Source organism: Kitasatospora griseola (assembly GCF_014648555.1).
Taxonomy (GTDB): domain Bacteria; phylum Actinomycetota; class Actinomycetes; order Streptomycetales; family Streptomycetaceae; genus Kitasatospora; species Kitasatospora griseola.
Map to the genome: position 1 here is coordinate 1 of NZ_BMRI01000047.1, position 23,992 is coordinate 23,992.

At 73.5% G+C, this 23,992-nt stretch carries 28 protein-coding genes; all 28 read left to right on the forward strand.

The window, feature by feature from the left end:
- The first annotated feature begins 76 nt into the window (after positions 1-76).
- Positions 77-358, forward strand: coding sequence for a hypothetical protein (locus IEZ12_RS33860; protein WP_189277731.1), 282 nt, complete (start codon positions 77-79; stop codon positions 356-358).
- A 223-nt stretch (positions 359-581) separates the two neighbouring features.
- On the forward strand, positions 582-1,706 hold the full coding sequence (locus tag IEZ12_RS33865) for a DnaB-like helicase N-terminal domain-containing protein (RefSeq protein ID WP_189277733.1): 1,125 nt from the start codon (positions 582-584) through the stop codon (positions 1,704-1,706).
- 93 nt (positions 1,707-1,799) lie between these two features.
- A complete protein-coding gene (locus tag IEZ12_RS33870; protein ID WP_189277735.1) occupies positions 1,800-2,324 on the forward strand; it encodes a hypothetical protein in 525 nt (174 codons plus the stop codon).
- Positions 2,325-2,359: 35 nt separating this feature from the next.
- Complete coding sequence (locus IEZ12_RS33875) at positions 2,360-2,908, forward strand: hypothetical protein (protein ID WP_189277737.1); 549 nt, start codon at positions 2,360-2,362, stop codon at positions 2,906-2,908.
- On the forward strand, positions 2,905-3,552 hold the full coding sequence (locus IEZ12_RS33880) for a hypothetical protein (RefSeq protein WP_189277739.1): 648 nt from the start codon (positions 2,905-2,907) through the stop codon (positions 3,550-3,552). The genes IEZ12_RS33875 and IEZ12_RS33880 overlap by 4 nt, the downstream gene beginning before the upstream one ends.
- A gap of 195 nt (positions 3,553-3,747) precedes the next feature.
- Positions 3,748-4,233, forward strand: coding sequence for a hypothetical protein (locus IEZ12_RS33885; RefSeq protein WP_189277741.1), 486 nt, complete (start codon positions 3,748-3,750; stop codon positions 4,231-4,233).
- A 156-nt stretch (positions 4,234-4,389) separates the two neighbouring features.
- Positions 4,390-4,884 (forward strand): hypothetical protein, encoded by a 495-nt coding sequence (locus IEZ12_RS33890; protein WP_189277743.1) that lies wholly within the window; start codon positions 4,390-4,392, stop codon positions 4,882-4,884.
- Positions 4,885-5,097: 213 nt separating this feature from the next.
- Positions 5,098-6,141, forward strand: a complete 1,044-nt coding sequence (locus IEZ12_RS40740; protein WP_373295561.1) for a DNA cytosine methyltransferase — start codon at positions 5,098-5,100, stop codon at positions 6,139-6,141.
- Between the two features lie 96 nt (positions 6,142-6,237).
- Positions 6,238-6,813 carry a DUF4913 domain-containing protein gene (locus tag IEZ12_RS33900; protein ID WP_189277746.1) on the forward strand — a complete coding sequence of 192 codons (576 nt, stop codon included), beginning with the start codon at positions 6,238-6,240 and terminating at the stop codon, positions 6,811-6,813.
- Between the two features lie 16 nt (positions 6,814-6,829).
- Positions 6,830-7,567: a hypothetical protein gene (locus tag IEZ12_RS33905; RefSeq protein ID WP_189277748.1), complete on the forward strand. Its 738-nt coding sequence runs from the start codon at positions 6,830-6,832 to the stop codon at positions 7,565-7,567.
- A complete protein-coding gene (locus IEZ12_RS33910) occupies positions 7,564-8,061 on the forward strand; it encodes a hypothetical protein (RefSeq protein WP_189277750.1) in 498 nt (165 codons plus the stop codon). The genes IEZ12_RS33905 and IEZ12_RS33910 overlap by 4 nt, the downstream gene beginning before the upstream one ends.
- 45 nt (positions 8,062-8,106) lie before the next feature.
- Positions 8,107-8,985 (forward strand): winged helix-turn-helix transcriptional regulator, encoded by an 879-nt coding sequence (locus IEZ12_RS33915; protein ID WP_189277752.1) that lies wholly within the window; start codon positions 8,107-8,109, stop codon positions 8,983-8,985.
- 215 nt (positions 8,986-9,200) lie between these two features.
- A complete protein-coding gene (locus IEZ12_RS33920; protein WP_189277754.1) occupies positions 9,201-10,304 on the forward strand; it encodes an MFS transporter in 1,104 nt (367 codons plus the stop codon).
- A gap of 30 nt (positions 10,305-10,334) precedes the next feature.
- The gene (locus IEZ12_RS33925) at positions 10,335-11,036 is read left to right on the forward strand and encodes an HAD family hydrolase (protein WP_189277756.1); all 702 of its coding nucleotides are present in this window, start codon (positions 10,335-10,337) and stop codon (positions 11,034-11,036) included.
- A complete protein-coding gene (locus tag IEZ12_RS33930; protein ID WP_189277758.1) occupies positions 11,033-11,842 on the forward strand; it encodes a hypothetical protein in 810 nt (269 codons plus the stop codon). Before IEZ12_RS33925 ends, IEZ12_RS33930 begins: the two co-directional genes overlap by 4 nt.
- Before the next feature lie 62 nt (positions 11,843-11,904).
- Complete coding sequence (locus IEZ12_RS33935; protein ID WP_268250297.1) at positions 11,905-12,825, forward strand: DUF4259 domain-containing protein; 921 nt, start codon at positions 11,905-11,907, stop codon at positions 12,823-12,825.
- A 14-nt stretch (positions 12,826-12,839) separates the two neighbouring features.
- Positions 12,840-13,100 carry a hypothetical protein gene (locus IEZ12_RS33940; RefSeq protein ID WP_189277760.1) on the forward strand — a complete coding sequence of 87 codons (261 nt, stop codon included), beginning with the start codon at positions 12,840-12,842 and terminating at the stop codon, positions 13,098-13,100.
- A 9-nt stretch (positions 13,101-13,109) separates the two neighbouring features.
- A complete protein-coding gene (locus IEZ12_RS33945) occupies positions 13,110-13,601 on the forward strand; it encodes a hypothetical protein (protein ID WP_189277762.1) in 492 nt (163 codons plus the stop codon).
- A 125-nt stretch (positions 13,602-13,726) separates the two neighbouring features.
- Positions 13,727-14,416, forward strand: coding sequence for a hypothetical protein (locus IEZ12_RS33950; RefSeq protein WP_189277764.1), 690 nt, complete (start codon positions 13,727-13,729; stop codon positions 14,414-14,416).
- 107 nt (positions 14,417-14,523) lie between these two features.
- Entirely contained in the window at positions 14,524-14,847 is a 324-nt protein-coding gene (locus IEZ12_RS33955; RefSeq protein ID WP_189277766.1) for a hypothetical protein, read from the forward strand.
- Entirely contained in the window at positions 14,844-15,698 is an 855-nt protein-coding gene (locus tag IEZ12_RS33960; RefSeq protein WP_189277768.1) for a hypothetical protein, read from the forward strand. Before IEZ12_RS33955 ends, IEZ12_RS33960 begins: the two co-directional genes overlap by 4 nt.
- A gap of 96 nt (positions 15,699-15,794) precedes the next feature.
- The gene (locus IEZ12_RS33965; protein ID WP_189277770.1) at positions 15,795-16,502 is read left to right on the forward strand and encodes a DUF6884 domain-containing protein; all 708 of its coding nucleotides are present in this window, start codon (positions 15,795-15,797) and stop codon (positions 16,500-16,502) included.
- A gap of 553 nt (positions 16,503-17,055) precedes the next feature.
- Positions 17,056-17,541: a hypothetical protein gene (locus IEZ12_RS33970; protein WP_189277773.1), complete on the forward strand. Its 486-nt coding sequence runs from the start codon at positions 17,056-17,058 to the stop codon at positions 17,539-17,541.
- A gap of 43 nt (positions 17,542-17,584) precedes the next feature.
- On the forward strand, positions 17,585-19,168 hold the full coding sequence (locus IEZ12_RS33975) for an SPDY domain-containing protein (RefSeq protein WP_189277775.1): 1,584 nt from the start codon (positions 17,585-17,587) through the stop codon (positions 19,166-19,168).
- Positions 19,165-19,740 carry a hypothetical protein gene (locus IEZ12_RS33980; protein ID WP_189277777.1) on the forward strand — a complete coding sequence of 192 codons (576 nt, stop codon included), beginning with the start codon at positions 19,165-19,167 and terminating at the stop codon, positions 19,738-19,740. Before IEZ12_RS33975 ends, IEZ12_RS33980 begins: the two co-directional genes overlap by 4 nt.
- Before the next feature lie 13 nt (positions 19,741-19,753).
- Positions 19,754-20,533, forward strand: coding sequence for a hypothetical protein (locus tag IEZ12_RS33985; protein ID WP_189277778.1), 780 nt, complete (start codon positions 19,754-19,756; stop codon positions 20,531-20,533).
- Positions 20,534-20,607: 74 nt separating this feature from the next.
- Positions 20,608-22,191: a DUF317 domain-containing protein gene (locus tag IEZ12_RS33990; protein WP_189277780.1), complete on the forward strand. Its 1,584-nt coding sequence runs from the start codon at positions 20,608-20,610 to the stop codon at positions 22,189-22,191.
- 67 nt (positions 22,192-22,258) lie between these two features.
- Entirely contained in the window at positions 22,259-23,893 is a 1,635-nt protein-coding gene (locus IEZ12_RS33995) for a DUF317 domain-containing protein (protein WP_189277782.1), read from the forward strand.
- The last annotated feature ends 99 nt before the right edge of the window (positions 23,894-23,992 follow it).

The window sequence follows — 23,992 nt, forward strand, 5'->3', positions numbered from 1 at the left end:
TCATGAAACCGAGTCCGTGCCGTGCCAATCAAAACCGGACGGTTAGGGGGATTCCCCTATCGAACACCCTCTGAGCATGGTCCGCACCGCGCTGACCGACCTCGCCCGCAGCGCCGAGGAAGCCGGCCACACCAGCCAGGCGCAGCTGTTCCGCGAGCACGCGCAGTCACTGGACGCGATCAACGCCGAGATATCGGCCGACCTGGCCGCCGACCGTGCCGACGGCCCGCCACGGAGCCGGAGGACCAGCCGCGCAGGGGCCGCCCGAGCCGGGAACGCCGCAGTGGCGGTATCGGCGCCCGCGACCGGTACGACGGTCCCGGCCGCACCCCGGCAGCCCGCCCGGCCCTCCCGCTGACCACCCCATCCTGTCTTCTGCACAACGGAGTTGACATCAACCACGACCTTCCCTTCCTGCCGATCAGCCGCGCGGACGGCACCTGGTACCTGCCGGCTGGTTCCGGCCGTCTCTGGATCCGAGACGAGGCCCTCGTCGAGGACCTGGACCGGTTGCGCGACCTGATGCTCCCCGCCGCTCTCCGCGAGGAGGTGGCGCCGCGGTGACGCCGGTCAACCGGAATATGAGTCCGCAACTGGAGGCCGAGCAGGCGGTGCTCGGCGCGTGTCTGCTCGATCCGTCCCGGGTCGGGCTGCTGGCCGGGTGGCTGGAGCCCCGGCACTTCTACCGTCCGGCACACGAGCGCTTCTTCGCGATCCTGCTGGCCCAGCACGCCGCCGGCCACCCGGCCCTCGCCCCGGGCGCCGGGAACGAGCAGCTGAGGGACTGGGCGCTGACGGCCATCACCGCCGCCGCCCGCGAGATCCCCGGCGTCACCGCCAGCTACGGCCACACCCTGGTCTCGGCCTGCCCTCGGTCCGAGCACGCCACCAGTTACGGCCGGATGGTGCTGGAGACCGCGGTCCGGCGAGCGCTCGACGAACACGCCCACCGGCTGCTCGCCGCGGTCCAGACCGCATCGGTCGAGGCAACCGTCGAGCTGACCGGCGCGCTGCACTCCGTCATCCAGCGCCTCGCCGACGCCTGGGGCGCGATCGACCAGCGCTCGCGCCGCCCGCTGCCCACCCCGCCCTCGCCTGAGAACGCCTCCACCGCGCTCGAAGGCGCCCGAGAGCACGAGCAGGCACTGCTCTCCAGCCTGCTCAGCGCGCCCGGGCGGATCCCCGAGATCGCCGCCTCGCTGGTCGGCGAGGACTTCGTCGACCCCGGCCACCGCGCCGTCTACCTGGCCATGACCGCACTCGCGCACCGGCGCGAGCCCCTCGACGAGCTGACCGTGCTGTGGGAGGTCCAGCGGCGCGGGGCGCTTGCCGCCAGCGTGATCTCCGTGGCCCAGGTCCGGGAGATCTGCTCGGCCGGGATGCCGGGCGATCCCGCCTACTGGGCGGAGCACGTCCTGCGCGCCGCTCTGCTGCGCACCGCCGCCACCTCGGCCGGCATCGTCCGGGTGATGGCGCTGGACGCCTCCATCGCCGCCGGTCCACTGCTCGGCTCGGCCGTCCAGGCGCTGGTCCCCGCCGACCGGGTACAGGACCGGCTGCGCGCCGCGACCGCCGCCCCGGCGGAGCGAGACGGGCCGGTCGTCCTTAGCGCCGCCCGACGTAAGGGCGCCCTGAGCCGCAGCCCCGCCCCACCGGCCGCCACCACCGACCGGGCGGGCGAGCCCGTCGCCCGCCCCCGCCGCTAACCCCGGAGTACTCCACTGCCTCCCACCACCGCCCGCCCCCGTGCCCAGTCCGTCCACCGGCTGCACGCGGCGGCCGACGCCATCGACTACCTCATGAACCAACTCCCGCGCGCGTACCGCGAGGAGGGCCTGCCGGGCCTGGAGGAACTGGCCGGGCACACCCGGGCGATCCGCGACTGCCAGGACGACCTGCTGCACGTCGCCGCCGCCCTGCACCACCCCCACGCCCAGAGCGCCGACCGCGCCGTCGTCCGCTCCCTCACCGCGGCGACCGCACAGTTGGGCGAGGCGCTGGGCGCACTGGGCCGGGCCACCGCGATGGCCGGCCGCCTATACGAGGTCGACGGCATCGGCCCTCGCGCCGAGGAGGTCCGCGAGCGCGGCTCCCAGCAGCTCAACCTGGCACTCTCCCGCACCCGCCTCGCCCTGACCGGTGCCTGCGAGGACCTGCGCCGCGATGCCCGCTCCCTCACCGGCCCCGCCGCTCTCGCACACCGGCCAGTCCTTCGGGCTTCCGCCGCCACCGCCCGTTCCGCCGCCGGGGCAGGAGCAGCCACGGTCGCCTCGCTGCCGGCCCGCACCGGAGCGAGCACCGTCGTCGCCGGGCGGCGCCGTTGAGGTCCCCTGCCGCCCCCGCGACCTTCGGCGGGGCCGTGTCGGCCAGCTCGCGCCCCGACTACCGAGACGACCTGGCGGTGGTCGCCGGGATGCTGCGCGCCCTCGGGCGCAACGCCGCCGCCACCCCCAGCGGGCCGGTCCCCGGCATCCCCAGCCGTGACGCCCTGCTGGAGCACTGCCGCCAGGCACAGGCGTTCATCCGGCACTGCGGCGACAACGCCGAGCACTACCGCCACCAGCCGGTCGCGGACAACCCCTCCGCGGCGGCACTGGCCGGCGCCTACGGCACCGCGATGAGCCGCGCGGCCACCGTCCACCGGCACCTTGGCGCCGCCCTCGACCTGTCGATCAAGTGCGCCACCGCCGCCCCGGCCGAGCCGGGCAGCCCTGCCGAGCAGCTGCGTCTGCGCCGAGCCGAGCACACGGTCACCGCGCTGGACAGCGCGGACCGGTGCGCCGCCGAGGGAGCCGAGGAAGTGCTCGCGTTCACCGCCCGCCTCGCGCCGGTTGCGCCGACGGCCCCCGCCGAGGCTGCGCTCGTACTCGGCTCACCCGCCACCGCCCCTGCCAGGAAGCGCCGTTGACCGCCGACCCTCCTCTGCCGCCCGCCGCGGCCGGACTCAGCCAGCGCGACTTCGACACGCTGAGCTCGCTCGCCGAGCAACTGACCGCCTTCGCCGAGGCCATACCCGTGCCGGCACCGCACGAGCCGCTGCCCGAGCTCCGGGAGCTGGTCTGGCCGATGGTCCGCTTGCACGAGCTGATCACGATCCCGCTGGACGAGACCTTCTTCCTCGCGACCAACACCGCCGGCTCCCCCGCGCTCGGCGTCTTCACCGCGACGACGACGGCCCTCACCCTCACCCAGGCCGCGCTGGCCCGGGCGGCGAACCTGCTCACCGAGGCGGAGCCGACACCCGAGGCGCAGAGCAACGCCCGCCGCTCCCTCACCACCGCCCGCGACACCGCCCGCTCGATGGCCGAGGAGCTGGGCGAGAGCGTGGCCGCCGCCCCCGCGACCAGCCCGGTCACCGCCCTCGCCTCCCGCCGCCGACCGGCCATTCACTCCGAGAGCCGCCCACCGGCCGCCGGCGACTCCGAACGCCGCGTGGACGCAGCCCTTCGCCGCTCACCCGCGCTCGTGCTCATCTCCCCACCCGCCGAGCCCCCGGCCCCGCCGGCCGCCCCCGCACCGTCGGCAACGGTCGTGCCACTCCGGCGAACCTGACCCCCGCGTCGGACCCGACGACGTTCCGAGCCTGCCCTCCCCCGGCAGATCCCGATCCGATGGAGTCCCACCACGCCCTCCACCCGCCCCACCTCCAAGGTCAAGGACCACCAGCGGCACCTGCGTGACGTCGCCCACCAGGCCGAGGCCCTGGCAGCGAAACTGCCCACCCCCCGCACGGCCTCCGCCGCCGGCGTGCCCGACGCCCGCGACGTCGCCGCTCACCTGCGCGCGATGCAGGAACTGCAGACCAGCACGCTCGCAGCGGCCGACTTCTCCGAGTGGTTCCCCACGCACCCCACCACCATGACGGCCGCCCGCCTCACCGCGCTGTCGCTCACCCGCGCCCACGCCGGGGTCACCGAGGCCACCCGGCACCTGTCCTACCTGCTCCAGCACGCCGTGAGCGCCGACGTCTGGGCCCTGCCCGACGCCCAGCCGGTCAATCCCGCCGCCGTCTACGGCGCCGCCTCCACCGAACTGCGGCGAGCCGCAGGGCAGCTGAGGATCGACGCCGACCATCTCGCCTCGGCCGGCGTCTCCGCCGTCCCGGCCAAGCCCCGCCGATCCGCCGCCCTCAGCGTCACCCAGCGGATCCGCCGCGCCCTGCCCGGCCGCCGGACCGACCCCCTCCCGATCGCCGCGCTGCCCCGCAGCAGCGCCCCCGCTCCCCGCCGCTGACCCCAAGGACCCGCACTGACCACCATCTCCCCCGACACCCAAGCCCAGTGGCTGCTCGGCACCGCCGCCAACCTGCACTACTTCAGCGAAGAGCTGTTCAGCATCTACTGCCACCGCGATCCGCAGCCCGATCGCCTCAGTGCCGTCCTGGACTCCATGTCCGAGGTGCAGAAGATCCTCCTGTCCAACGTCGTGGACGAGTACGACACCACCTCCGCCGAGTCCACCAGGCCCGAGGACATTGCCTGGCGGCGCGGCTCCCTCGCCTACGCCTACGCCGGCCTGCTGACCGCCAAGGCGATCCTGCGCGCCCAGCCCGCCCTGGTCGCGGTCACGCACAGGCGGATCAGCCCCGCCTCCGCCCCCTGGCCGCACCGCACCGCCTACTTCAAGTCCCTCTCTTCCTCCCGGGAAGTCCTCGAAGAGGCAGTCTGGAAGCTCAAGGAGGTCGCGGCGGACCTGACCGGCCCGGCGCCGGACTTCCTTGCCCTCACCGGTGAGCAGGCGATCGTCCTCACCCGCTCCGCCGCCCTGTCCCAGCGGCCGGCCAAGCCGGTCACGTCGCGGACGGCCGCCGGCCCCGGCGCCGCAGTGCAGGTGTCGCCGCCCGCCGTACGCGCCGCGACCGCCCGCAGCGGGACCCGCCGATGACGGCGCCGGGCGGCGGGTGGCCGCGCATCGGCAGCATGTGCTCCGGGTACGGCGGCCTGGACCTGGGGGTCCAGGCCGTCCTCGGAGGAAGTGTGGCGTGGCACGCCGAGATGAACCCCAACGCCGCCTCGATCCTCGCCCACCACTGGCCCAGAGACACCAAATCACGGTGATATCAGCGCAGTTGAATGGAGCAGCGTCGAGCCGATCGACATCCTCACCGCGGGATTCCCCTGCCAGGACCTGAGCGTCGCCGGCCGCAGGGCCGGGTTGATGGAGGGCACCCGCTCCGGACTGTGGTTGACCATCGCCCGCGCGATCGACGTCCTCAAGCCGAAGTTGGTGATCATTGAAAACGTCCGCGGAATCCTCAGCGCAGCCGCTGCCTCGTCAGCCGATGGCGACTTGGAATGCGGCTGGTGCGATCTGGGAGACGGCGGAGGTGAGCCTGCTCTGCGGGCACTCGGCGCCGTTCTCGGAGACCTGGCCGACCTCGGGATGGATGCGCGCTGGACGGTGCTACCCGCTGCCGCCGTCGGCGCCCCCCATCGCAGGGAGCGGTTGTTCCTCGTCGCCTGGCTTGCCGACACCGAAGGCCCGCGATGCGAAGGGGCCGGATGCGAAGCGGGAGGACCTGGGGCATGCGGTCACCCTGCTGAAGACCCCGACCAGCAATTTGGGCTCGATCGGCGGGAGCCAGCACCCGGACAAGCGGCGCCAGGGCGGACACGGCCCGAACCTCAGCGACGAGGTGGAGCACCTGCTGTTCCCGACCCCGAAAGCCTCCGACGGAACGCACGGTGGGCCGAACTCCCGTGGCAGCAAGGGGGATCTGACCCTGCCGTCGGCGGCAGCCCAGTTGCTGCCGACGCCGAGGGCCTCGGACACCGGGACACCTGGGCGCCGGGCGGGGGCGGGGTTCCGGCCGCCGCTGTCGGCAGTGGTCCTGCCGATCTGGGAGCAGCACGGCTCGGACTGAACCGGTGGGGCCCGTACGGGCCGGCCATCGCCCGCTGGGAGCGCGCCACCCGGCCCGCGCCGGAGCCGACCGACGAGCGGGGCCGGCTCGCCCCCCGCTTCGTCGAATGGATCATGGGCGTCGGCGAGGGCCACGTCACAGCCGTCCCGGGCCTGTCCCGCTCCGCCCAGCTGACCGCCCTGGGCAACGGTGTCGTCCCCCAACAAGCAAGCCGGGCAATGGAGTTGCTGGGGGCGGCCGACCTGCTTGCCGCCGCCTGCTGCTGCGGTCGACGGTGAGCGGGGGGTGCTTATACACCAACTCCGGCCCGATACGTCGGGCCGCCGAGCGCACATCCTCGTGTCATCACCCGCCGACGAGAGGCACCCGCCCCTTTGACCACCCCCGAGCCCGACCCGACGTCCGCGCCGGACGGCTACACCAACACCCAGATCGACGTGCTGACCGCGAAGCTGTCCGCTCTCGCGGCGGGATTCGACCTGCAGGCCGAGCAGCTGGCCAGCATGACCACCGCCCTCCCTCCGGAGGACGACGACGACCCGGACGCCCCCGGCGGCGCAGAGCCGCTGTTCATCCTCGCCTTCGACGACCCGCAGTACGAGCAGGAACTGGAGCTGATGACCCCATGGGTAGACGAGATCTGGACCAAGATCTACGGCCCCGAGACCACCGCTGGCCGGCCGTGGTGCCCGCGCTGGAAGGAGCACCCGGAGGCGGTGGCGCGACTGCACGCCCTCTGGCTGGCGTGGCAGGCCGCCCTCGACCCCGAGTCGGGTGCTGCCGGCCCCAGTTCGTGGCAGCGAGACCACCTCGAACCCGCGCTCATGAAGCTGCGCTCCGCCGACGGGCCGTTCGGTGCCTGCACCAGCAGCGGTGGCCACATCAGCCACCGCGTGCTGCCGCACCCCGTGCTCACCGACACCACCCCTGTCGACCGCCCCCTCACCTGACCGAAAGAGCCGACCCTTGCCCGACTTCAACCTGCGCGGATGGCGTCCCGCGGATGCCGCCTCCGCCGAGGCCCAGGTGCAGTTCCTCGCCGCGGAGGATGCGTACGCGCTGCTGACCGAGGTGAACCACGACCACGAGGGCAGCTCGGACGACTTCCTCCTCTTCGAGGACGTCGCCGGCTACTCCGCGGTCGCCGCGCACCTGCACTACGGCGAGGACGGCGAGACCTTCACCCTCGCCACGGAGACCCTGCCCACCTTCGCCGTGGCCGCGGCCTGGCTCGTCCAGCGCGGTGCCGAGCCCGATCCCTTCCTCGACCTGTCCGGCCACCCCGGTGCCCCGGCCGACGCCCGCAGTGCCTCCGCCGCTGCCCGCCTGCTGGAGTCCGGCTCCCGCTACCGGCTCGTCGACCACGGCGCCGAGCCCGACGAAACCTGGGCAATGCTTCGCGACGGCAGCGCCGCCGGAGCCGAGCGGCCCTTCCTGCTGCACCTGGAGACCGTCGATCCGGACCGCGGGTACACGCTGCGCGAGGGCTCCTTCAGGTCGCCGCAGGAGGCCCAACAGTGGCTGGAGAGCCGGCGTACCCCGCTGCCCCCGGTCGCCGACGGCGACGTGTCCGTCGTGGTCAGCCCGCAGGCCAACGCCGCGCGCACCCGCAGCACGACCGGCCAGCAACGAACGGCCGCTGCGGAACCCGTTCCCGCCCTCGCCGTCACGGCGGCGACCACGGCTCGCAGGTCCACCCGGTGACCACGCCCACCCGGCCGCTGGCGGGTTTCAGCTCCCACCCCGAGGCCCTGGACGACCTGCTGTCCGTGCCGCAGCACGTGCGGATGCTCGCCCTGAGCTACCTCGGCCGGCTGGTACGCGCCGAAGTCCGGGGCCCCCTCCTCGAGCAGCAGGGTGAGCGCGACCTTCGCGGTGCCAGGAAGCTCTACCTGGACGACGCGCTGGACTACCGGCTCGTCTATGTCGAACGCCGCGCACCCCACAACCCGCACCACCTGCAGGGCATCCACTTGGTCGCCGTCGGTGAACGCCGGGGGGTCGCGGTCTACGAGACCGCAGCCCGCCGCCTGCGGCAGGCCGCCGGCCAGGAGGTTCGGCGCGGGATGCCGGCCCGTTTCCAGGCAGCCCTCGCCTCCTCCGCCCGGACCTCCCCGGCCCAGGCCGCCGCCTCGGCCAGCGCACCACCAGGTGTGTCTCCGGCCGTCACCCTCTCCCCGGCCGCCCGCCAGCGCTGACGTCGCCCAACTGCCCAACCAATTGCTTGAATCGGAGATCACCCAGTGTCGACCGCCACCGCCGTCCTGCCCGCCACGTCGAAGCCCACCACCAGCTCCGTCCAGCGGGCCGCCGAGGTGCTCTCCATCCGGTGGGCCACCCGGATCGTCCGCGCTCTGCGGCAGGGAACGACGACCAGCGGCGACCTCCTGGCGGGCGACCCGGTCATCCCGGTGAGCAGCGCGTACTCGGTCATCCGCGCGCTCGCCGGAGCCCACGTCATCACCCGAACCCCGAGCGGCGGTGCCCGCATCGATCTCGCGCTGTCTCCCAAGGGCCAGGCGCTGGCGCCCGTGTACGCCTCGGCCCTTGCCTGGGCCGAGCGTTACCCCCGACCGGGTGTCGGAGCCGAGCAGGCACCGGAGATGATCGAGGAGACGCTGGGCCTGCTGGCCAGCTCCCACACCGTCCCCCTGCTGAGCGAACTGGCCGGCAGCGCGCCGAAGCCCTACCCGCATCTGGTCACCTCCCTGAACGCCCGCGACAAGGCCGCGGCCTACCAGCGGCTGCTCGCGCTGGAGGAGCGCGGCCTCGTGGCCCGCAGCGGCACCCGCCGCACCTACCGGTGGAGCGCCACCGAGGCGGGGCTGGCGATCGGCCGGGTGTACGGCGACCTGGCTGCCTGGACCTCCGGCGCCCACACCCCGTCCGCACCGGCCAAGCCTGGCACCGCGCTGGCCGCCGCTGGCCGCGCCGCCGTCGTCGTGCAGAGCCCGGCGCAGGGCGATCTGTTCTCCGAGTTGCAGAGCGCCGAGCGTCCGGTGAGCGCCCGGGCAGCGGCGGCTGACCTGCGCAGCATCACCCTTCACATCTCCTTCTCCGACGCCCCGGCCCCGCAGCCACCCGCTCCGCTGCTCGTCGCCGCCTCGGCGCACCGCCGCTGACGAACCCCGCCCGCCCGGCCCGCGATCCCACCCCGAGGTTCATGATCCCGCCTTCCCCGTCCTCCGTCCCTACGAGCGGTACCCCCGTGCCGGCCGCCGCCTCAGCTGCGGATCCCGAAAGCCTCCGGCCAGCGCTTCCGGCAGGCTCCCGCCGAGCAGGTGGACGATCCATCCTTCGAACCCCGCACGTCACGCCGCTGCTGGCGGGAACCCTGGTGGGCCGTCTGCCCGCGGCGATGGCCCCGATAGCCGTGTTCCTGGCCGCCCGGGCCGATCACGCCTCCACCGCGCTCGGCGCCGTCCTGGCCGCGCTGTACGCACTGGCCGGGGCGATCGGGCAGCCGCTGCTCGGCCGCGTGGTGGACCGCTCCACCCTGGCCGCCGTCGCCGTACCCGCCGCAGCCGTCTCGGGCGCAGCGTTCATCGCGCTGGCCTTCGTGGACTGCGCCGCGCAGCCGCTGGCCGCCGCCGTGCTGTCGGTCGTCGCGGGTGCGGCCACCCCGCCTCTGGAGGCGGGCTTGAGGGCGATGTGGACCCGGTTGGTCGAACCGCGCCACCATCACAAGGTCTTCGCCCTCGACTCCGCCTCGCAGGAGGTGGTGTTCGTCGCCGGACCGCTGCTGGCCACCGCCGTGTGCCTGCTCGCCTCGCCCGACTTGGCGCTGGTCGCCTGCGCGGTGGCCGGCAGCGCCGGCACCCTGGCCGTCGCCGCCCGCCCTCCGGCCAGCGTCCGGTCCCCGGCACGCGCGGTCCACTGGCTCGGACCGCTGCGCTCGCCCGGTCTGCTGGTCCTGCTCACGGCCTCGGTGTTCTTCGGGGTGACGCTCGGCTCGTTCACCGTCTTGGCCCTGTCCTACGCCGACCGGCACCACGAAGGGTGGCTCGCCGGCGTGCTTCCGGCCGCTCTGTCGTTCGGCAGCCTCGTCGGCGGCGCTGCGTGGGCCAAGCTCAAGCGACCGTGGTCACCCAGCCGCGCCCTGCCCGCGGTCGGCACGGTGTACGCCTCCGCCTTCGCCATCCTGCTGCTGCCCGCCCCATCGTGGCTGATGATCACGGCGAGTGTCCTGCCGGGCCTGTTCCTCGCCCCTTGGTTGGCCTCCGCGTTCGTCGCCTGCGACGCCCTGGCGCCGAGCGGCACCGCCACCGAGGCCGCCGCCTGGCTGATCGCGGTGATCGGTCTCGGCCAGGCCACGGGCACCGCCACCGCCGGCCAGTTCTCCGCGTACGGCCACACCGCCACGGCCGCCGTCCCCCTGCTCGGCGCCGCGCTGGCCGCTACCGCACTCGTTGCGGGACGCCGCCGACTCTCGCTTCCCTGATCAACCCCTTCCTTCTTGGAGCTGGACTTCTTGCCCAACCGCACCACCAAGGCCACGCCCGCGCCGATCACCATCGTCTGGGACTGGAACGGCACCCTTCGCAACGACCTCGACGATCACGTGGCGGCCCTGAACGCGACCCTGCCCGGCCTGGGCGGCGAGCCGATCAGCGTGGAGACCTACCAGGCGCTGCACCGAATGCCCATCCGCGACTTCTACACCGACGTACTCGGCCGGCAGCTCGGCGACGAGGAGTGGCACGCCGCCGACACCGCGTTCCTCGCCGAACTCGCCCGGCGGCCGGTCCGGCTCCAGCAGGGCGCACGGCAGCTCATGATGGGCCTGCGAGCCCAAGGCGTGCGACAGAGCCTGCTGTCGCTCGCGCCGCACGAGCGGCTCGTGGGCGAGGTGGAGTCGGTCGGCATCACCGGGCTGCTGGAGCGGATCGACGGCCGGCCGGGGCCGTCGGTCCCGAGCAAGGCGCCCGCCATGATCGCGCACCTGCAGGCCCTCGGGCCGGAGGTCGACCCGTCGCGCACCCTGGTGATCGGGGACAGCGTCGACGACGCCGTCGCCGCGCACGCCGTGGGCGCCGTCCCGGTGCTGCACAGCACAGGGCTGCACGGCGCAACGCGGCTGGCCACCACCGGCGTCCCGCTGGTGAACACGATCCAGGACGCCGTCGCCACCGGCATCGCCATCATCGCCTCGCGGCAGCTGGCAGCGGCATGAGCGCGGACAGCGGACGCCCGATCGCCCCGTGGAGGCCCCGAGTACCCGGCAACACCGACCTCGGCAACCGGCTCGTGTGGTCCGAGCTTCAGGTCAAGCAACCCCGCGACCTGCCCGGGCACGGCACAGCGACCCTCCACGGCGCGGTCGCCGACCAGATCGCCTCCACCGCCCTCAAGCTCGACGACGTGCAGGCCCGGCTGGTCGCTCTGGCCGCCGCCCTGCGGGACGACCTCCAGCGCATCGAGGCTGGCCATGACACCACCCTCCCCGTCACCAACGGCATCCTGCGCAACGGCGCTCTCGACATCGACCTCCTGGTCACGCGCCGCACCGAACTGCACCGATCGCTCACCGCGCTGATCAGCGTCTACAAGGAACTGCCCGCCTTCGTCCCGCCCCCGGCCCCGGTGCCGACGGCGAAGTCGGCAGCAGCGGTGACCCGGCTGCCGCCACGGCAGGAGGAAGCGTTGCGGCTGGTCGGCTCGTCAACCGTCACCATCTTCAAGGGCTCGCGCGGGTCGGTGAGGGTCATAGCCAGCGAGGCCCCCATCACGGTCGCCACCATCGATGCCCTGATCGGCAAGGGCCTGGTTGACCACTACGCCCGCAAGGCCCTGTTCCGGAGCCACGATCTGACTCTCACACCTGAGGGGCAGAGCAGGTACGAGGCCCTCGCAACGGAGCCAGCCGTCGCCCGCTCGGCCGCCGCCCGTGCTCGGCCGGTCGGTCTGCCCGGAGCACCTGAGGTGCCCGCCGCCGTCTCCGTCCCCATGTCGCCGCCGGCGGTCCGGTCCCGGCGCTGACCGTCGCCCCACCCCCGCGGGCCCGCCGGGCCCGGCCTTCGACCACGCTCAGGAGACCCCTCATCGGCAGCTGGGACACCGGTCCGTTCCACAACGACGCCGCGGTCGGCATCGCCGAGCACTTCGACAGCCTCTTCCCGGCCGAGCTACCGCCGTGGCTCCACCGCCTCTTCGACGTCGCGGTCGCCATGCCGGAGGGCCCGCTCGACACCGACATGGCGCAGGAGGTCGTCGCCGCCGCGGCTGTCATCGCCTCGCAGTGCACGGACGGAAGCGACGTCAACCTCAACAGCGGCCCGCGCGAGCCGGTCCCGCCTCTGCCAACGGACCTCCGGCCAAAGGCTTCCACAGCCCTCGACCGCGTCCTCGCCCACGCCGACGCCGAGGTGGACCGCTGGTACGTCCGGGAGCGAGGCGAGCAGTGGCTCGGCAACGTGCAACGGATCCGCCTCATCCTGGCGGACCCTGCCTCCGCCCCTGAGCCTGCGGCGCCCCGACCGCAGCGGCGGGTGTTCGCCGGCCAGCAGCTCCTCCGGGACAGGTTCGGCGTCGAGGACGCCTTGGACCTGCACACCCGGCATCCCCAGGGGTCACCGGCGCACGCTCTGGCCGATCTGCTGGAGCGCCAGTCGTACGAGGTGGACACCCTCGACCGGGAACTGCGCGCGATGGCTGCCCGGGCGGGCGAGATGCTGGCCCAGGTTGCCGAGGGCAAGCATGGAGCGGTCCAGACCAACGGCATCCTGCGCTTCACCGGCGTCGAACTGGAGACCCTCGGAGCCCGCTTCGCTCTCGCCAACCGTGACCTGCAGGAACTGGCCAACCGGTACGAGTACGCCGTCGCCAGCGGGACGGACCACGCCGCTGCCCCGCGGTCGGCGGCTGCCCGGACCCGGACCACGCCCAGCGCCGCGGCCGAGGCGGAACCTCCGCCGGCAGTAGCCGCGCCGACCGCTTCCTCCCACCGCACGCCCCGCCCGTAAGGACCCTCTGCTCCGTGTCCACGACCGTCACCCACCAGGCGCGCGTCGCCCGCGCCCTGAACGTGCTCGCCCCTCCCGGCGCCGTCCACGTGCTCCTGTCCGTCCGGCTCACCGAACGATCCGCCGAGGAACAACAGGCCCTGCGGGCCACGGTGGGCGATCCCGCCGACGGCCTGCACCCCGCCCAGGTCGCGGAACATCACCGCAACCTGGAGCACCACGGCCTGCTCCGCACCAGCCCCGCCGGCTTGGAGGCCACCGCAGCGGCGAAGTAGCTGTGGCCGGTGTTCCTCGCCGCCGCCGGATGGGCCGCGAAGCACCGGCCCCGGCTCGTCGCCGACGAGCCCATCGCGGTCGCCGTCGAGGAGGTCCTGCGCCTCGGCGCCCAGCCGCTCACCGCGCCCGTCCTGGACCGGCTGCGTACCGGGCCGGCCACCGAGGAAGACCTTGCCTGCCCGATGACGGCCGCGGCCCGCGCCCAACTGCCCGACCAGCTCTCCGTCCTCGTGCAGCTGGAACTGCTGGAGCGTCTGCCGAACGGCGCCCTGCAGACCACCGCGGCGGGCAGCCAGCTCGCCGAGGTGCACGACACCCTCGCCAACTGGTACGGCGAGCACCGGGCCCCCGCACGGCGCACGAACTCCGCCGAACCGGTGCCGAGCAGTTCCTCCCGCTCCAGCGCGGCGACCACCCGCGCCGTCGTCCCCGGCAGCGGCCCCACCGACTCGCTGCCGCCACCCGATGCCGCCGGCCACCGCCCCGGCCCTCGTCGCTGAACCGAAGGACCGCACTCATCCCCACCCGCGAAACCCTCGAAGAGACCCGCTTCGACGTCGACGGCCTCCGACCGGTCACCCCCGACGACGAGTCGAGGCTCGACCACTTCTGCCTCAGCCTGGACATGTACACCTCCCTTGCGGTCCAGCACATGTCGAACCCGCACACCGAGCTCCTCGCCGAGAGCTTCCATGTCGTGCACGACGGCACCATGACCTGGGCCGACGTCCCCGGCCTCGCTCAGTACGCGGCCGTCCACGTCGAGCGCGACCTCGGGGAGGGCACGTACCGCTTCGACTACAGCCGCCACTCCATCGCCGCTCTCGCCCAGAACTGGCTCATCTCCCGCGGCGCCGACCCGGGCCAGCTCACCGTGGACGTCGAGGACCCCATGCGCACCGACCAGGCCACCCGGGACCTGGAGGACTTCCTGGCCGTCTCCGGAGACCGCTTCGGGATCCGCGACGACTACACCCACGACAGTCCGGTCTTCTACAAGACGTGGATCATCGCCACCGACAGCCGGCCCGATCCGGGCCAGCAACCGGTCCGCGTCTTCTACGAGGACGTCGACACGGCGAACCACTCCTACTCCCTGCGCCAGGGCGGCTTCGCCACCGTCGAAGCCGCCCGGAGCTGGGTCGACCGGCTGGGGCACCCGGACAACCCGCTGCCACCGCTGACCGCCGCCCCCAGCGCCCGCGCCGCCGGCGCCGGAGCGCACAGCTCCGTCGCGATCACCCTCTCCGCCCCGGGCCCCGCGCAGGCACCCGTTACGGCGGAGGGCAGCCCCACGCGACCGCACCGCCGCTGACGCACCATCACCCACTGGAAGGACTGCAGATCTCCCCGACCGACAGCGCTCAGCCGCCGGCCACCGCCGGGCCGCAGCGGCGACCGCGCACGACGGAGCGCCGCAGCGTGCAGACCACGGTGCGGTTCACCCCAGCGGCCATCGCCGCCATCGGCGAGCGCGCCGCTGCCGAGCGCCTCACGACCGCCGGGTTCATCGGCAACGCCGCCCTGGCCGCCGCGCGGTGCGGCGATCCGCTCCAGCACCCCGACCGCGACCCGCGGCGCCCGCTCGTCGAAGCCCTCGACCGCGTAGCCGGCGAGCTGAACGCCGCGGTCGCCGCCGTCCGAGAGTCGCAGGCCGGGCCGGGGCAGGAGGCCGCACTCGCGGTTCTTCCGGCCGTCGCCGAGCGGACGTACACCGTACTGGAAGCCGTGCTGGAGGTGTCGTGATCCCCGACGTCTCCCGGGGCAACGGCATCCGCCCGCTGTTGGCCTACCTCTACGGGCCGGGCCGGCGCGAGGAACACGTCGATCCGCACCTCGTCGCCGCGTGGGACCTGCACGGCGCCCCCGACCCGGGACGTCAGCCGGGTGCGAGCGTCGGCCGGCTCGCGGACCGCCTCGACCAGCACGCCCGGCTGCGCGCCGCCGAGTTGGGGGCGGTGCCGCCGAACCGGGTGTGGCACTGCTCCGTCCGCGCAGCCCCGGAGGACCCCGACCTCAGCGACGAGCAGTGGGCCCAGGTGGCTCGTCGCGTCGTCCGGGCCACCGGTCTCGCGCCCGATCAGGGCCCCGGCTGCCGGTGGGTGGCGGTCCGCCGCGCCGTCCACCACATCCACCTCGCCGCCGTCACTGTCCTGCCCACCGGCGCCCGGCCCGCCATGCACCGCGACGCGATGCGGGCCCAGGCCGAGTGCCGAGCCATCGAGGCCGAGTGGGGGCTGCGCCGGGTCGGGCTCGGCGAACGGACCAGCACCAGCTACCCGACCACCGCCGAGATCATCAAGGCCGAACGCCAGGGCTGGGACGAGACGTCCCGCGTCTGGCTCCAGCAGCAGATGCGCCAGGCCCTGGAAGAAGCCACCACCGTGGACGACTACGCCGCGGCGCTGGCCGCCCGCGGCGTGCTCGTGCGCTGGCGAACCGACGCGCAGGGCGCCGCCGTCGGCTACAGCCTCGCCCGCCCCGGCGACACCGGCGGCAGCGGGGCCCCGGTGTTCTTCGCCGCCGGACGCCTCGACTCCACGTTGACCCTGCCTCGGCTGCGCCGCGCCCTGGCCCCCGCCGCCGACCGGCTCTGACGCCGGACTGCCCGCCCGTCAACTCCCTTCGCCCGGAGATCCCCCGCGGCCCGGAAGGCAGGTCCCGTCGAACCCCGACTACGACGAAGGAACAGCTTGCCGACACCACACCAGCTTGCCGCCCAGCCCCACCAGGCCGTCCTCGCCGCCGCCGCCGACCCCGACCACCAAGTCCCGAACACCTTCAACGCCCGCACCCACCGCGTCCTGGTGAACGAGGGCCTCGCCCACATGCGCCCGTTCACCATCGGGAACCGCACCTATCAGTACGACGAACTCTTCGGCCCTCCGGACATCCACCTCACCGCCGCCGGCCGGGCCTACGCCGAACGGCACGGCGTGCAGACCCCTCGCCGCAGGATCGTGGTGATCTCCTGTGGCTCACTGAAGTTCGATCCCGGGGTCAACGAGTTCGGCCGCCCCAACGCCCTACCGGCCGGCGATCTCTACCGGGGCCAGTACCACCGATCGCTGCGCGCCGCCGCCGACGCGCTCACAGCTGGACGCCGTCGGCCGGTGATCGTCAGCGCCCTCCACGGACTGGTGGAGCTGGACCGCAGCCTCCTGTACTACGACGTGAAGCTCGGGGACGCCAAGGCGGTGAGCGCCGTCACCATCCGCGCCCAGGCCCGGCGTCTGGACCTGGACGACGCCGATGTGATCGTCCTCGGCGGGCGGGCGTACGTCGAGCTGGTCACCAGTGCCGTGCCCCATGCCCTCGCGCCCCTCACCGGTGGGCTGGGGGCTCACCGCGCCCAGTGCCGAGCCGTACAAGACAACGGCGATCTCGCCGCGTCCTGGTGAACGGAGGCCGCCCGCCTCTTCGAACAACATCAACCGGAACGCACCACCGAGCCGCTCCAACCCCAGATTCCCGGCCTCGGCCCGGAGCAGGAAGCGAACGCCCGCCCCCGGGCCTGCCGGTCCCCGGCATCGGTCCGGCACCGCCACGGTCCTTCCGAGACCGGGGCCGGCGTGCCCCCCACGGTCCGCTCGACACCGATCCCCTGGACCGCTCCACCGCCATCCACCGCCCCCGGCCACCGGTCCGTCCCTCGCCGCTGACCAGAAAGACCACCCTCGCCCTTGTACATCGCTTCCTTCCACGACGCCCACGACGAACTCGACCTCGACGAGTTCGACGCGGCCGATGCCGAGTCGGCCCGGACCATCAACCGGCTGTTCCACCCCGAGAGTTCGCTGTGGATGATCGCGAAGCAGTGGGCGTCGGACACCCCGCACCGCCCAGGAGCGCGGTCGCACGACTACTTCCTCCTCGACGCATACGCCTCCTACGACGAGCGGCCTGGTGCACCGCAGATCGTCGCCGCCGGGCACCCGCACGGTCCGGGCCACCATGACCTCCCACGCACTGATCCCGCTGGCGCAGAACTGGCTGGTGGGCCGCGGGGCGGACCCCAGCAGGGTCTTGGAGCCGAAGGGGTGGAGCGATCCGCTGGATGCCGAGACCGAGCGGCTGGAGGACTTCTTGCGTGGCAGCGGCGAGAGGTTCGAGGTCCACGACACCTTCAGCCGCCACGAACCGCCGTACGAGACCTGGGTGATCGCCACCGACGCCCAGCAGACCTCCGACCCAACGGCGGAGGTCTTCTTCTGGCGGGTGCCCGACGAGAAGAGCCCCGCCTACACGGTTCGCCACGGGCAGTTCGACAACCTCAAAGCCGCGTACGAGTGGACCCGGGACACCTCCGCGCCCCTTCCGGCAGCCACTCGGGCCCAGGCGGCCCGGCATCGCGTCGCACCGCTCAAGCCCTCACCGACCAACTCGCCGACACCGCCGTCGGCCACCGATCCCAGCACCCGCCGGCGCCCCGGCCGCTGACACCGGCGCTCGCTGCACCACCCCCACTCTGGAGTTGTCGCCCTTGCCCCACGCCTATCTGCCGCACCACGATCCCGACGTCGAAACCCTCGTCCGCCCCCGCTACCTCGCCGGCCCCGGCGACCGGGAGGCCGTCGACGCCGTCTTCGAGCCGCTGCGCGGCTGGCGGGTTGTGGCCCTCGGCCCGTATCTCACCGAGGTGGTCGCCACCAGCCCGTGCCACCGTGTTCGCGTCGGCTACCGCCCCGACCGGGAGCAGTCGTGGCAGGTCACCGCGGCCCTGGACCCGTTCGCCGTCCCCACCTGGCGCGGCGGATTCAGCCGAGCCACCCCGCCGGAGATCGTCGGGGCGTTCCTCGGAGCGCTTTCCGACTCCCTGCAGTACGACGCGGTCAGCGACACCACGGGCACCTTCGTGTCGCTGGAGGGCACACTCGCCGACGCCAACGAGGCTCATTCCGAGGCGGGTTGGCCGACGGTCTGCGCCGACGGCCGCTGGCTGACCACCTCGGACGACGGCGAGGTCGAGTACGAGGTCGGCCCGCTCGTCGATCCGGCCGTCGAGATGGCCTCCGATGTGCAGAGCGGCTTCACCTGGCGCGTCGCATCGGGCGACCCGGACGTGGGCTGGACCGCAGGTTTCAGCTCGTGCACGCCGCTGCACCTGATCGCGGCCGTGAACGGCGCCGTCGCCGACAGCAGCCCGCTCGTCCGCACCAGCGACGACTTGCCTCAGCGGGTGGTCGTCCGCGCCCTCGCCGAGCAGGCCGAGGTCGACCGGCGCGAAGCCGAGGCCCGCGCAGCGCTGCCGACCGCGGCCGAACTCCTCGCCGACGGGAACGGCCTGGAGACCCCGGTGGCCGTCAACCCGCTGTACCTGGCCGGGCCCGGCCAGGTCGAGCGGGCGGTAGCGGCCCTGACCAGCGAGGCGGGCTGGCGGTCCGCGACCTTTCGCAGCGGCCAGCTGTGGGAGAGCGACTGCCGGACCGTCCGCGTCGCACACCTTCCCGAGCGGACCCGGGACGCCTGGCAGATCACCGCGCTGGCCGGCCCACTGGGCATGCCCACGTGGAAGGCCAACTTCAGCTACAAGACGCCAGCCGAGGTCCTCGGCGAGGTGACCCGACTCGTCGCCGAGACCGTGACCGGCGACGCCCGGCTGGCCGACAGCGAGTACGTCTCGCCCTTCGAGCTGGACCGGCACGGTTGGACGAGCCGGACCGCCAGTGTGTGGACCACCTTCAGCGCGCCGGACCCGAAGGTCGTGCTCCAGCACAACTCGGCCGAGTTCGGGCGCTACGAGGAGCTGGAGGGCCAGGCTCCTCCCTCGTGGACGCTCACCGCGGGCATCGACGACTGGTTCTGTGCCTGGTCCGCGGACTTCACCAGCAGCACGCCGTCGTACCTGGTCACGGCAGCGGCCCTCACCGCCGTCGACCCGGCCCCGGTGCTGCGGACCCGCCGGTCGCTGCCCGAGATGCACCTGCCGTACTTGCAGGTCGTCGCGGCGAGCACCGGCCGCTCCAGCGCCGCCCGCTCGGGTACCGCCCCGGCCTCCCGCGGCCCCTCGCCCGATCCGGCCGGACCGCAGCTGCCCACGGTCGCGGACCGGGGGCGGCTGCGGTGAGGGACGACCGCGCCCTGGAGGCGTTCACCGATCAGGTGGCCCGCCGGCTCCCCGGAACGTGGGAGCCGGTGCTCGCGGACGTGAGCCGGTCGGCGGCGCTGACCGAGGTGTACGAGCAGCTCTGGGACCTCGGGATCACCCAGTGGGCCCTGCTGGAGTTCGTCAACGACCGTCTCGGGATGCTGCGTGACAGCCAGGGCCGGGAGCTGGTCGTGCTCCCGCGCCCGCTCCGCCCGGGCCGCTACCTGATCGCACCGCTCGTCCCCACCGGCACGGATCCCGGCACGGTGGAGGACCTGACGCCGTTCGGCGTCAGCGTCAGCGGGTCACCGGCCCGAGCGGCCGAGACGGTCCGCCGCAGGCTCCTGCCCCGTCTCGACCACGCACTGCTGCTGGTCGAGGAACGCGGGCTCTGCCCCGGACCGCCCGCCGACGACGGGCACCGCCGGGTCCGCGCGGCCACTGCCCGCACGAGCCTGCCCACCGGCACTGCACCGGCCGTCGTCTTCTCCGCCGGGCCCCTGCGCCCGGCCATCCCGCATTCGGGCCGAGGCCGAGTCCCGGCCCCCTGACCGAACGAGATCTGTGCCCACTGCCTCCCTCGCACCCACCGACCCGCTCCTCGCCGTCCGCCCCGTCCACCTCGCCGGGCCCGGCGACACCGACCTGCCCTCCCTCCTCACCACCGAGCACGGCTGGTTCCGCCCCTACAACTCACCCACCCACGTATTCCTCGTAAGCGGCACCACCGGCATCGCGCTCTCCAACGGATCGGGCACGGCCCCGCTGTCCCTCACCGGGATCGGCTGGTCGATCGGCTTCTGCCACCAGGTGCCGGCCGAGATCACCCGGGCCCTGCTCGACGAAGCCGCCGCCGGCACCCGCCACACCCCAGGCTTCCCCACCAGCACGGGCCGCCTTGTCGGCCACCACGCCCGCGCGGAACTGCTCGCGGCCGGCTGGTCCGGACACCACCGGGACGGCTACGAGCTGGTCTCCGCCCCGGACCGCCGCGCGGCCCTCACCTTCCCGCTGGAGGCCCCCAGCAGCGAGGTGATGCTGACCGGCGCCGCCGACACCGGAACCTGGACCATCAGGTTCACCGCGATGGCCCCCGAGCCGCTGCTGACCACCGCCGTCCGCGCCCTCCTGGGCCCCGCCGTCCGCCGGGCAGACCAGCTGCCGGCCCGCCACCGGAACCTGCTGACCACCCAGCCCGTCACGGAGCAGCTGTCACACAACGGTCGCTCCGGTGCCGCCCGCAGCGCCGGCCTCCGGCCCTTGCCCGCCACGCCGCAGTCCGCCGGCCAGCCGCGCACCGCCGGTGCCGCATCGGTGCTGGCCCCGCGGCGCCGCCCGTCCTGACCCCGCCCCTGCGCTCCTGGAGACCTCCCCTGCCCGCCGAACCCGATGCCGACGACCTGGTCGCCGTCCGCCCGTTGGAACTCGCCGGGCCCGGTACCGCGCCGTTCGACCTCCTGCACCACCTCACCTCCGAGTACGGGTGGCGCATCGCTGGCGACGGCGAGAACCCCCAGCTGGAGAGCCCGTGCGGCCGGCTTCGCCTGCAGCACGGCACCTTCCAGTCCGGCAACCTCCTGCTGGACGACAACTGGATGCTCACGGCCCGCGAGGCACCGGACTTCGAGTGGTTGTGGTGGGCGTGCTTCAGCCCCCAGACACCGCACGAACTCACCTACGGCGTCGTCCTGGAGACCGCCCGTCGCCTGGACACCGAGCCCAGCAGTGTCCTGACCGGACGCGCCGAGGCGGACGACGCGGCCGACCTGCTCACCGCTGCCGGCTGGCAGGAGAGGGAGCACCCCCTTCCCGGCGCCCGGATGATCACTCCGACCGGCAACACCGGTGCCGCGCACACCTTCGAACTCCCTGAGCGGGCGCTGTCGTTCAACATGCTCAACACGAGTTCCGAACTGGCCTGGTCGATCTCCATGTCGCCCCGGACACCGGAGGCGCTCCTGCGCGTCACGGCGACGGCATTGGTCGAGAACTCGGCAGTGCGCCGCCGCAGCGAGATCCCCGCCCACCACGCTGAACGGGTCTCGACCGCGCCGGCGCACTCAGCACTCCCCCCGCGCTGGACAGGTCCGTTGCCCGGCCTCGACGGTGACCAGGCGCTCGCGTCGGCCGGTCCGGACGGGGCCGCAGTCGGACAGCCCAGCCCGGCAGCAGCGCTGGTCGCGGTCACCCCGCGCCACTACGCCGGTCCGAGTGCCAACGCCGTCAAACGCCTTCGGCACCGTCTCGAGGCCGAGGGCTGGGTCCGCGGAGATGGCATCCTCACCAGCGCGTGCGGCCGGCTGGGGATCGCCTGGCCCACCGAGTCGACCAAGCCGCGGGGCTGGGCGGTCGAGAGGTCGCACGAGCCCTGGCGGATCTGGGGATCCCAGCGCCGCGGCGCGGGCGTCGCCTGGCGGGTCACCGGGTGGCGACTGGTCCCCCAGGAGGTGATCGACGGTCTGCTCGACGAGGCCGCCTTGATGTTGGAGGAGGCCGACACCGCAGGCCGGGCACCGTTCGAGGCCGGTGTCCTCGGCCTCGGGTTCCTGCCTCTGGCAGCTGCGGGCTGGAACAGTGAGGTCACGCCCAAGGGCTCTGCCTCCTTCGAGTCGCCCGACGGATTCCTCAGCGCGCGGTGCGGCCCCCCGGATGCCCTGTACGAACTGCGCGGGCGACCGGCAGCCCGCATCTCCTGCCGGAGGGCGCTCGGATTCTGGGAGGTCGAGATCAGCGCGAACACCCCCTCCCGCCTCGCCGACGCGCTGTGCCGGACCGTCGCCGACCCCTCGCCCCTGATCCGAAACTCCGACCACCTACGCCTCGACGCGACCGACCGCGAGGTCGTCGTCGTCACCCCGGTCACCGCGCAGTCCCTCACCGCCTCCACCCGCCGAGTCGCGGCGGTCACCCGATCGCTCCCCGCTCTCGCTGCTGCGGGCACTGCGGAGTCGGCGGCCCGCCCGGGCTCCGGCCCCCGGCCTCCGAGCCCCCCGCGTCGGTGAGACCTCCGGCCCGCGCCGGACCGAACTCATCAGCAGCCTCGCCGTGCCCCTGCTCCCGGAGACCTCCTTGACCACCGAGACCGAGATCGACCCATTGGTCGCCGTCCGCCCGTTGGAACTCGCCGGCTCCGGAACTCCGCCCGGTGACCTGGGCGACCACCTCATCAGCGCGTACGGGTGGGAGCACAATCCGGACAGCACCCTCGAGGAACCCGTGCTCGTCAGCCCCTGCCGTCGCATGGAACTGGAGCGAGGCGACTTCCCCCTCGGCCGCACCATCCTCCACAACTACTGGAAGCTCTCCGCCTACGACAGCGGGGAGCCGGACGCCACGGAACTCTGGTGCGCGTGGTTCAGCCCCAGGACGCCCTACGAACTCACCCACGGCCTCGTCCTGGCCGCCGCTGGCCGACTCGACAACGACCCGGCCAGCGTCCTGGCCGACCGGAGGGCCGGCGACGACATCGCGCAGATCCTCTCCGACGCCGGGTGGACGATCAAACAGGGCCCGTGGCGCACCTTCATCCATTCACCCGCCGGTGAGACCGCCGTACAGCACCAGCCGGAGCTTCCCGAGCGCGCCCTCGCCTTCCGCATGAACAACACCAGCTACGAGCTGGCATGGGACGTCATCACCTCGCCATGGGCTCCCGAGGCGCTCCTGCGTACGGCCTCGGTGATGCTGGCCTCGGACTCGGCACTGCGCCGCCGCAGCGAGATCCCCGCCCACCACCTGGCCCGGGTGACGATCGAACCCGCCGCCTCCGCCACCCTGCCGCGGTGGCACCCTCTGCTGGCGGCCCCGACCCTTCCGCCCGACCTGGAGAACCCACTGCCGACTGCTCCTGCCCCAATCACCGTCGAACCGTCGCACGGAACCGACCCTGAACCGGCCCTGGTCACCGTGACCCCCCGCCACTATGCCGGCCCCGGCCGAGGCGGTGCCGAGCAGATCAAGGGGCATCTCGTCTCCCTGGGCTGGACGTTGGGCAACACGTCGATGACCAGCCCGTGCGGCAGGCTCGGCGTCGCCTGGCCCGATGACACCGATGACTGGGCACGTCGGAGCGCCGCCTGGCGAATCTGGGGCGCCCAGCGCCGAGGAGCGAGCGTCGCTTGGCGCATCACCAGCGGTGATCTGGTCCCGCCCGAGCTGATCGCCGGCGTCGTCGACGAGGCACTCGCCATGCTGGAGGAAGCCGGACCGGATTCGCGCAGCCCGTTCCAGGCTGGTGTCCTCGGCCTGGGCTTCCTGCCCCTGGCCGAGGCCGGGTGGAGGAACGCCGTCGAGCCCCGCGGCGCCGTCACCTTCCACTCTCCCGACGGCTACGTCGCCGCCCACTGCGACGTCCCCACAGCTCTCCACGACCTGCGCGGCAAGCCTGCCGCCCGCATCACGTGCCACCGCGTGCTCGGCCACTGGATAGCGGAGATCAGCGCGAACACCCCCTCACGCCTCGCTGCCGCCCTCTGCCGCGACCTCGCCTCCCCTGAACCCCTGCTGCGCAGCACCACCGGCCTCCACCTCGACGCGACCGACCGGAAGGTCGCCATCGTCACCCCGGTCACCGCCGACGGCCGGGCCACCCCGTCGGAGCGGCGGGCCGCCGCCCTCTCCGGCAGCGCGCCGACATCGGCTGCACCTACACCCAGCTCCCCGGCCACCACTGCCCCACCGCCCCCGCGGAAGCCCGTCCGCTGATCACCGGGGTGCGGTGCACCCGCCTGCGTCAACCCCTAGGAGGTTCCCCGCTTGACCAACCCCGCACCGCCCACCGCTACAGCACACGCCAGGCCCGGC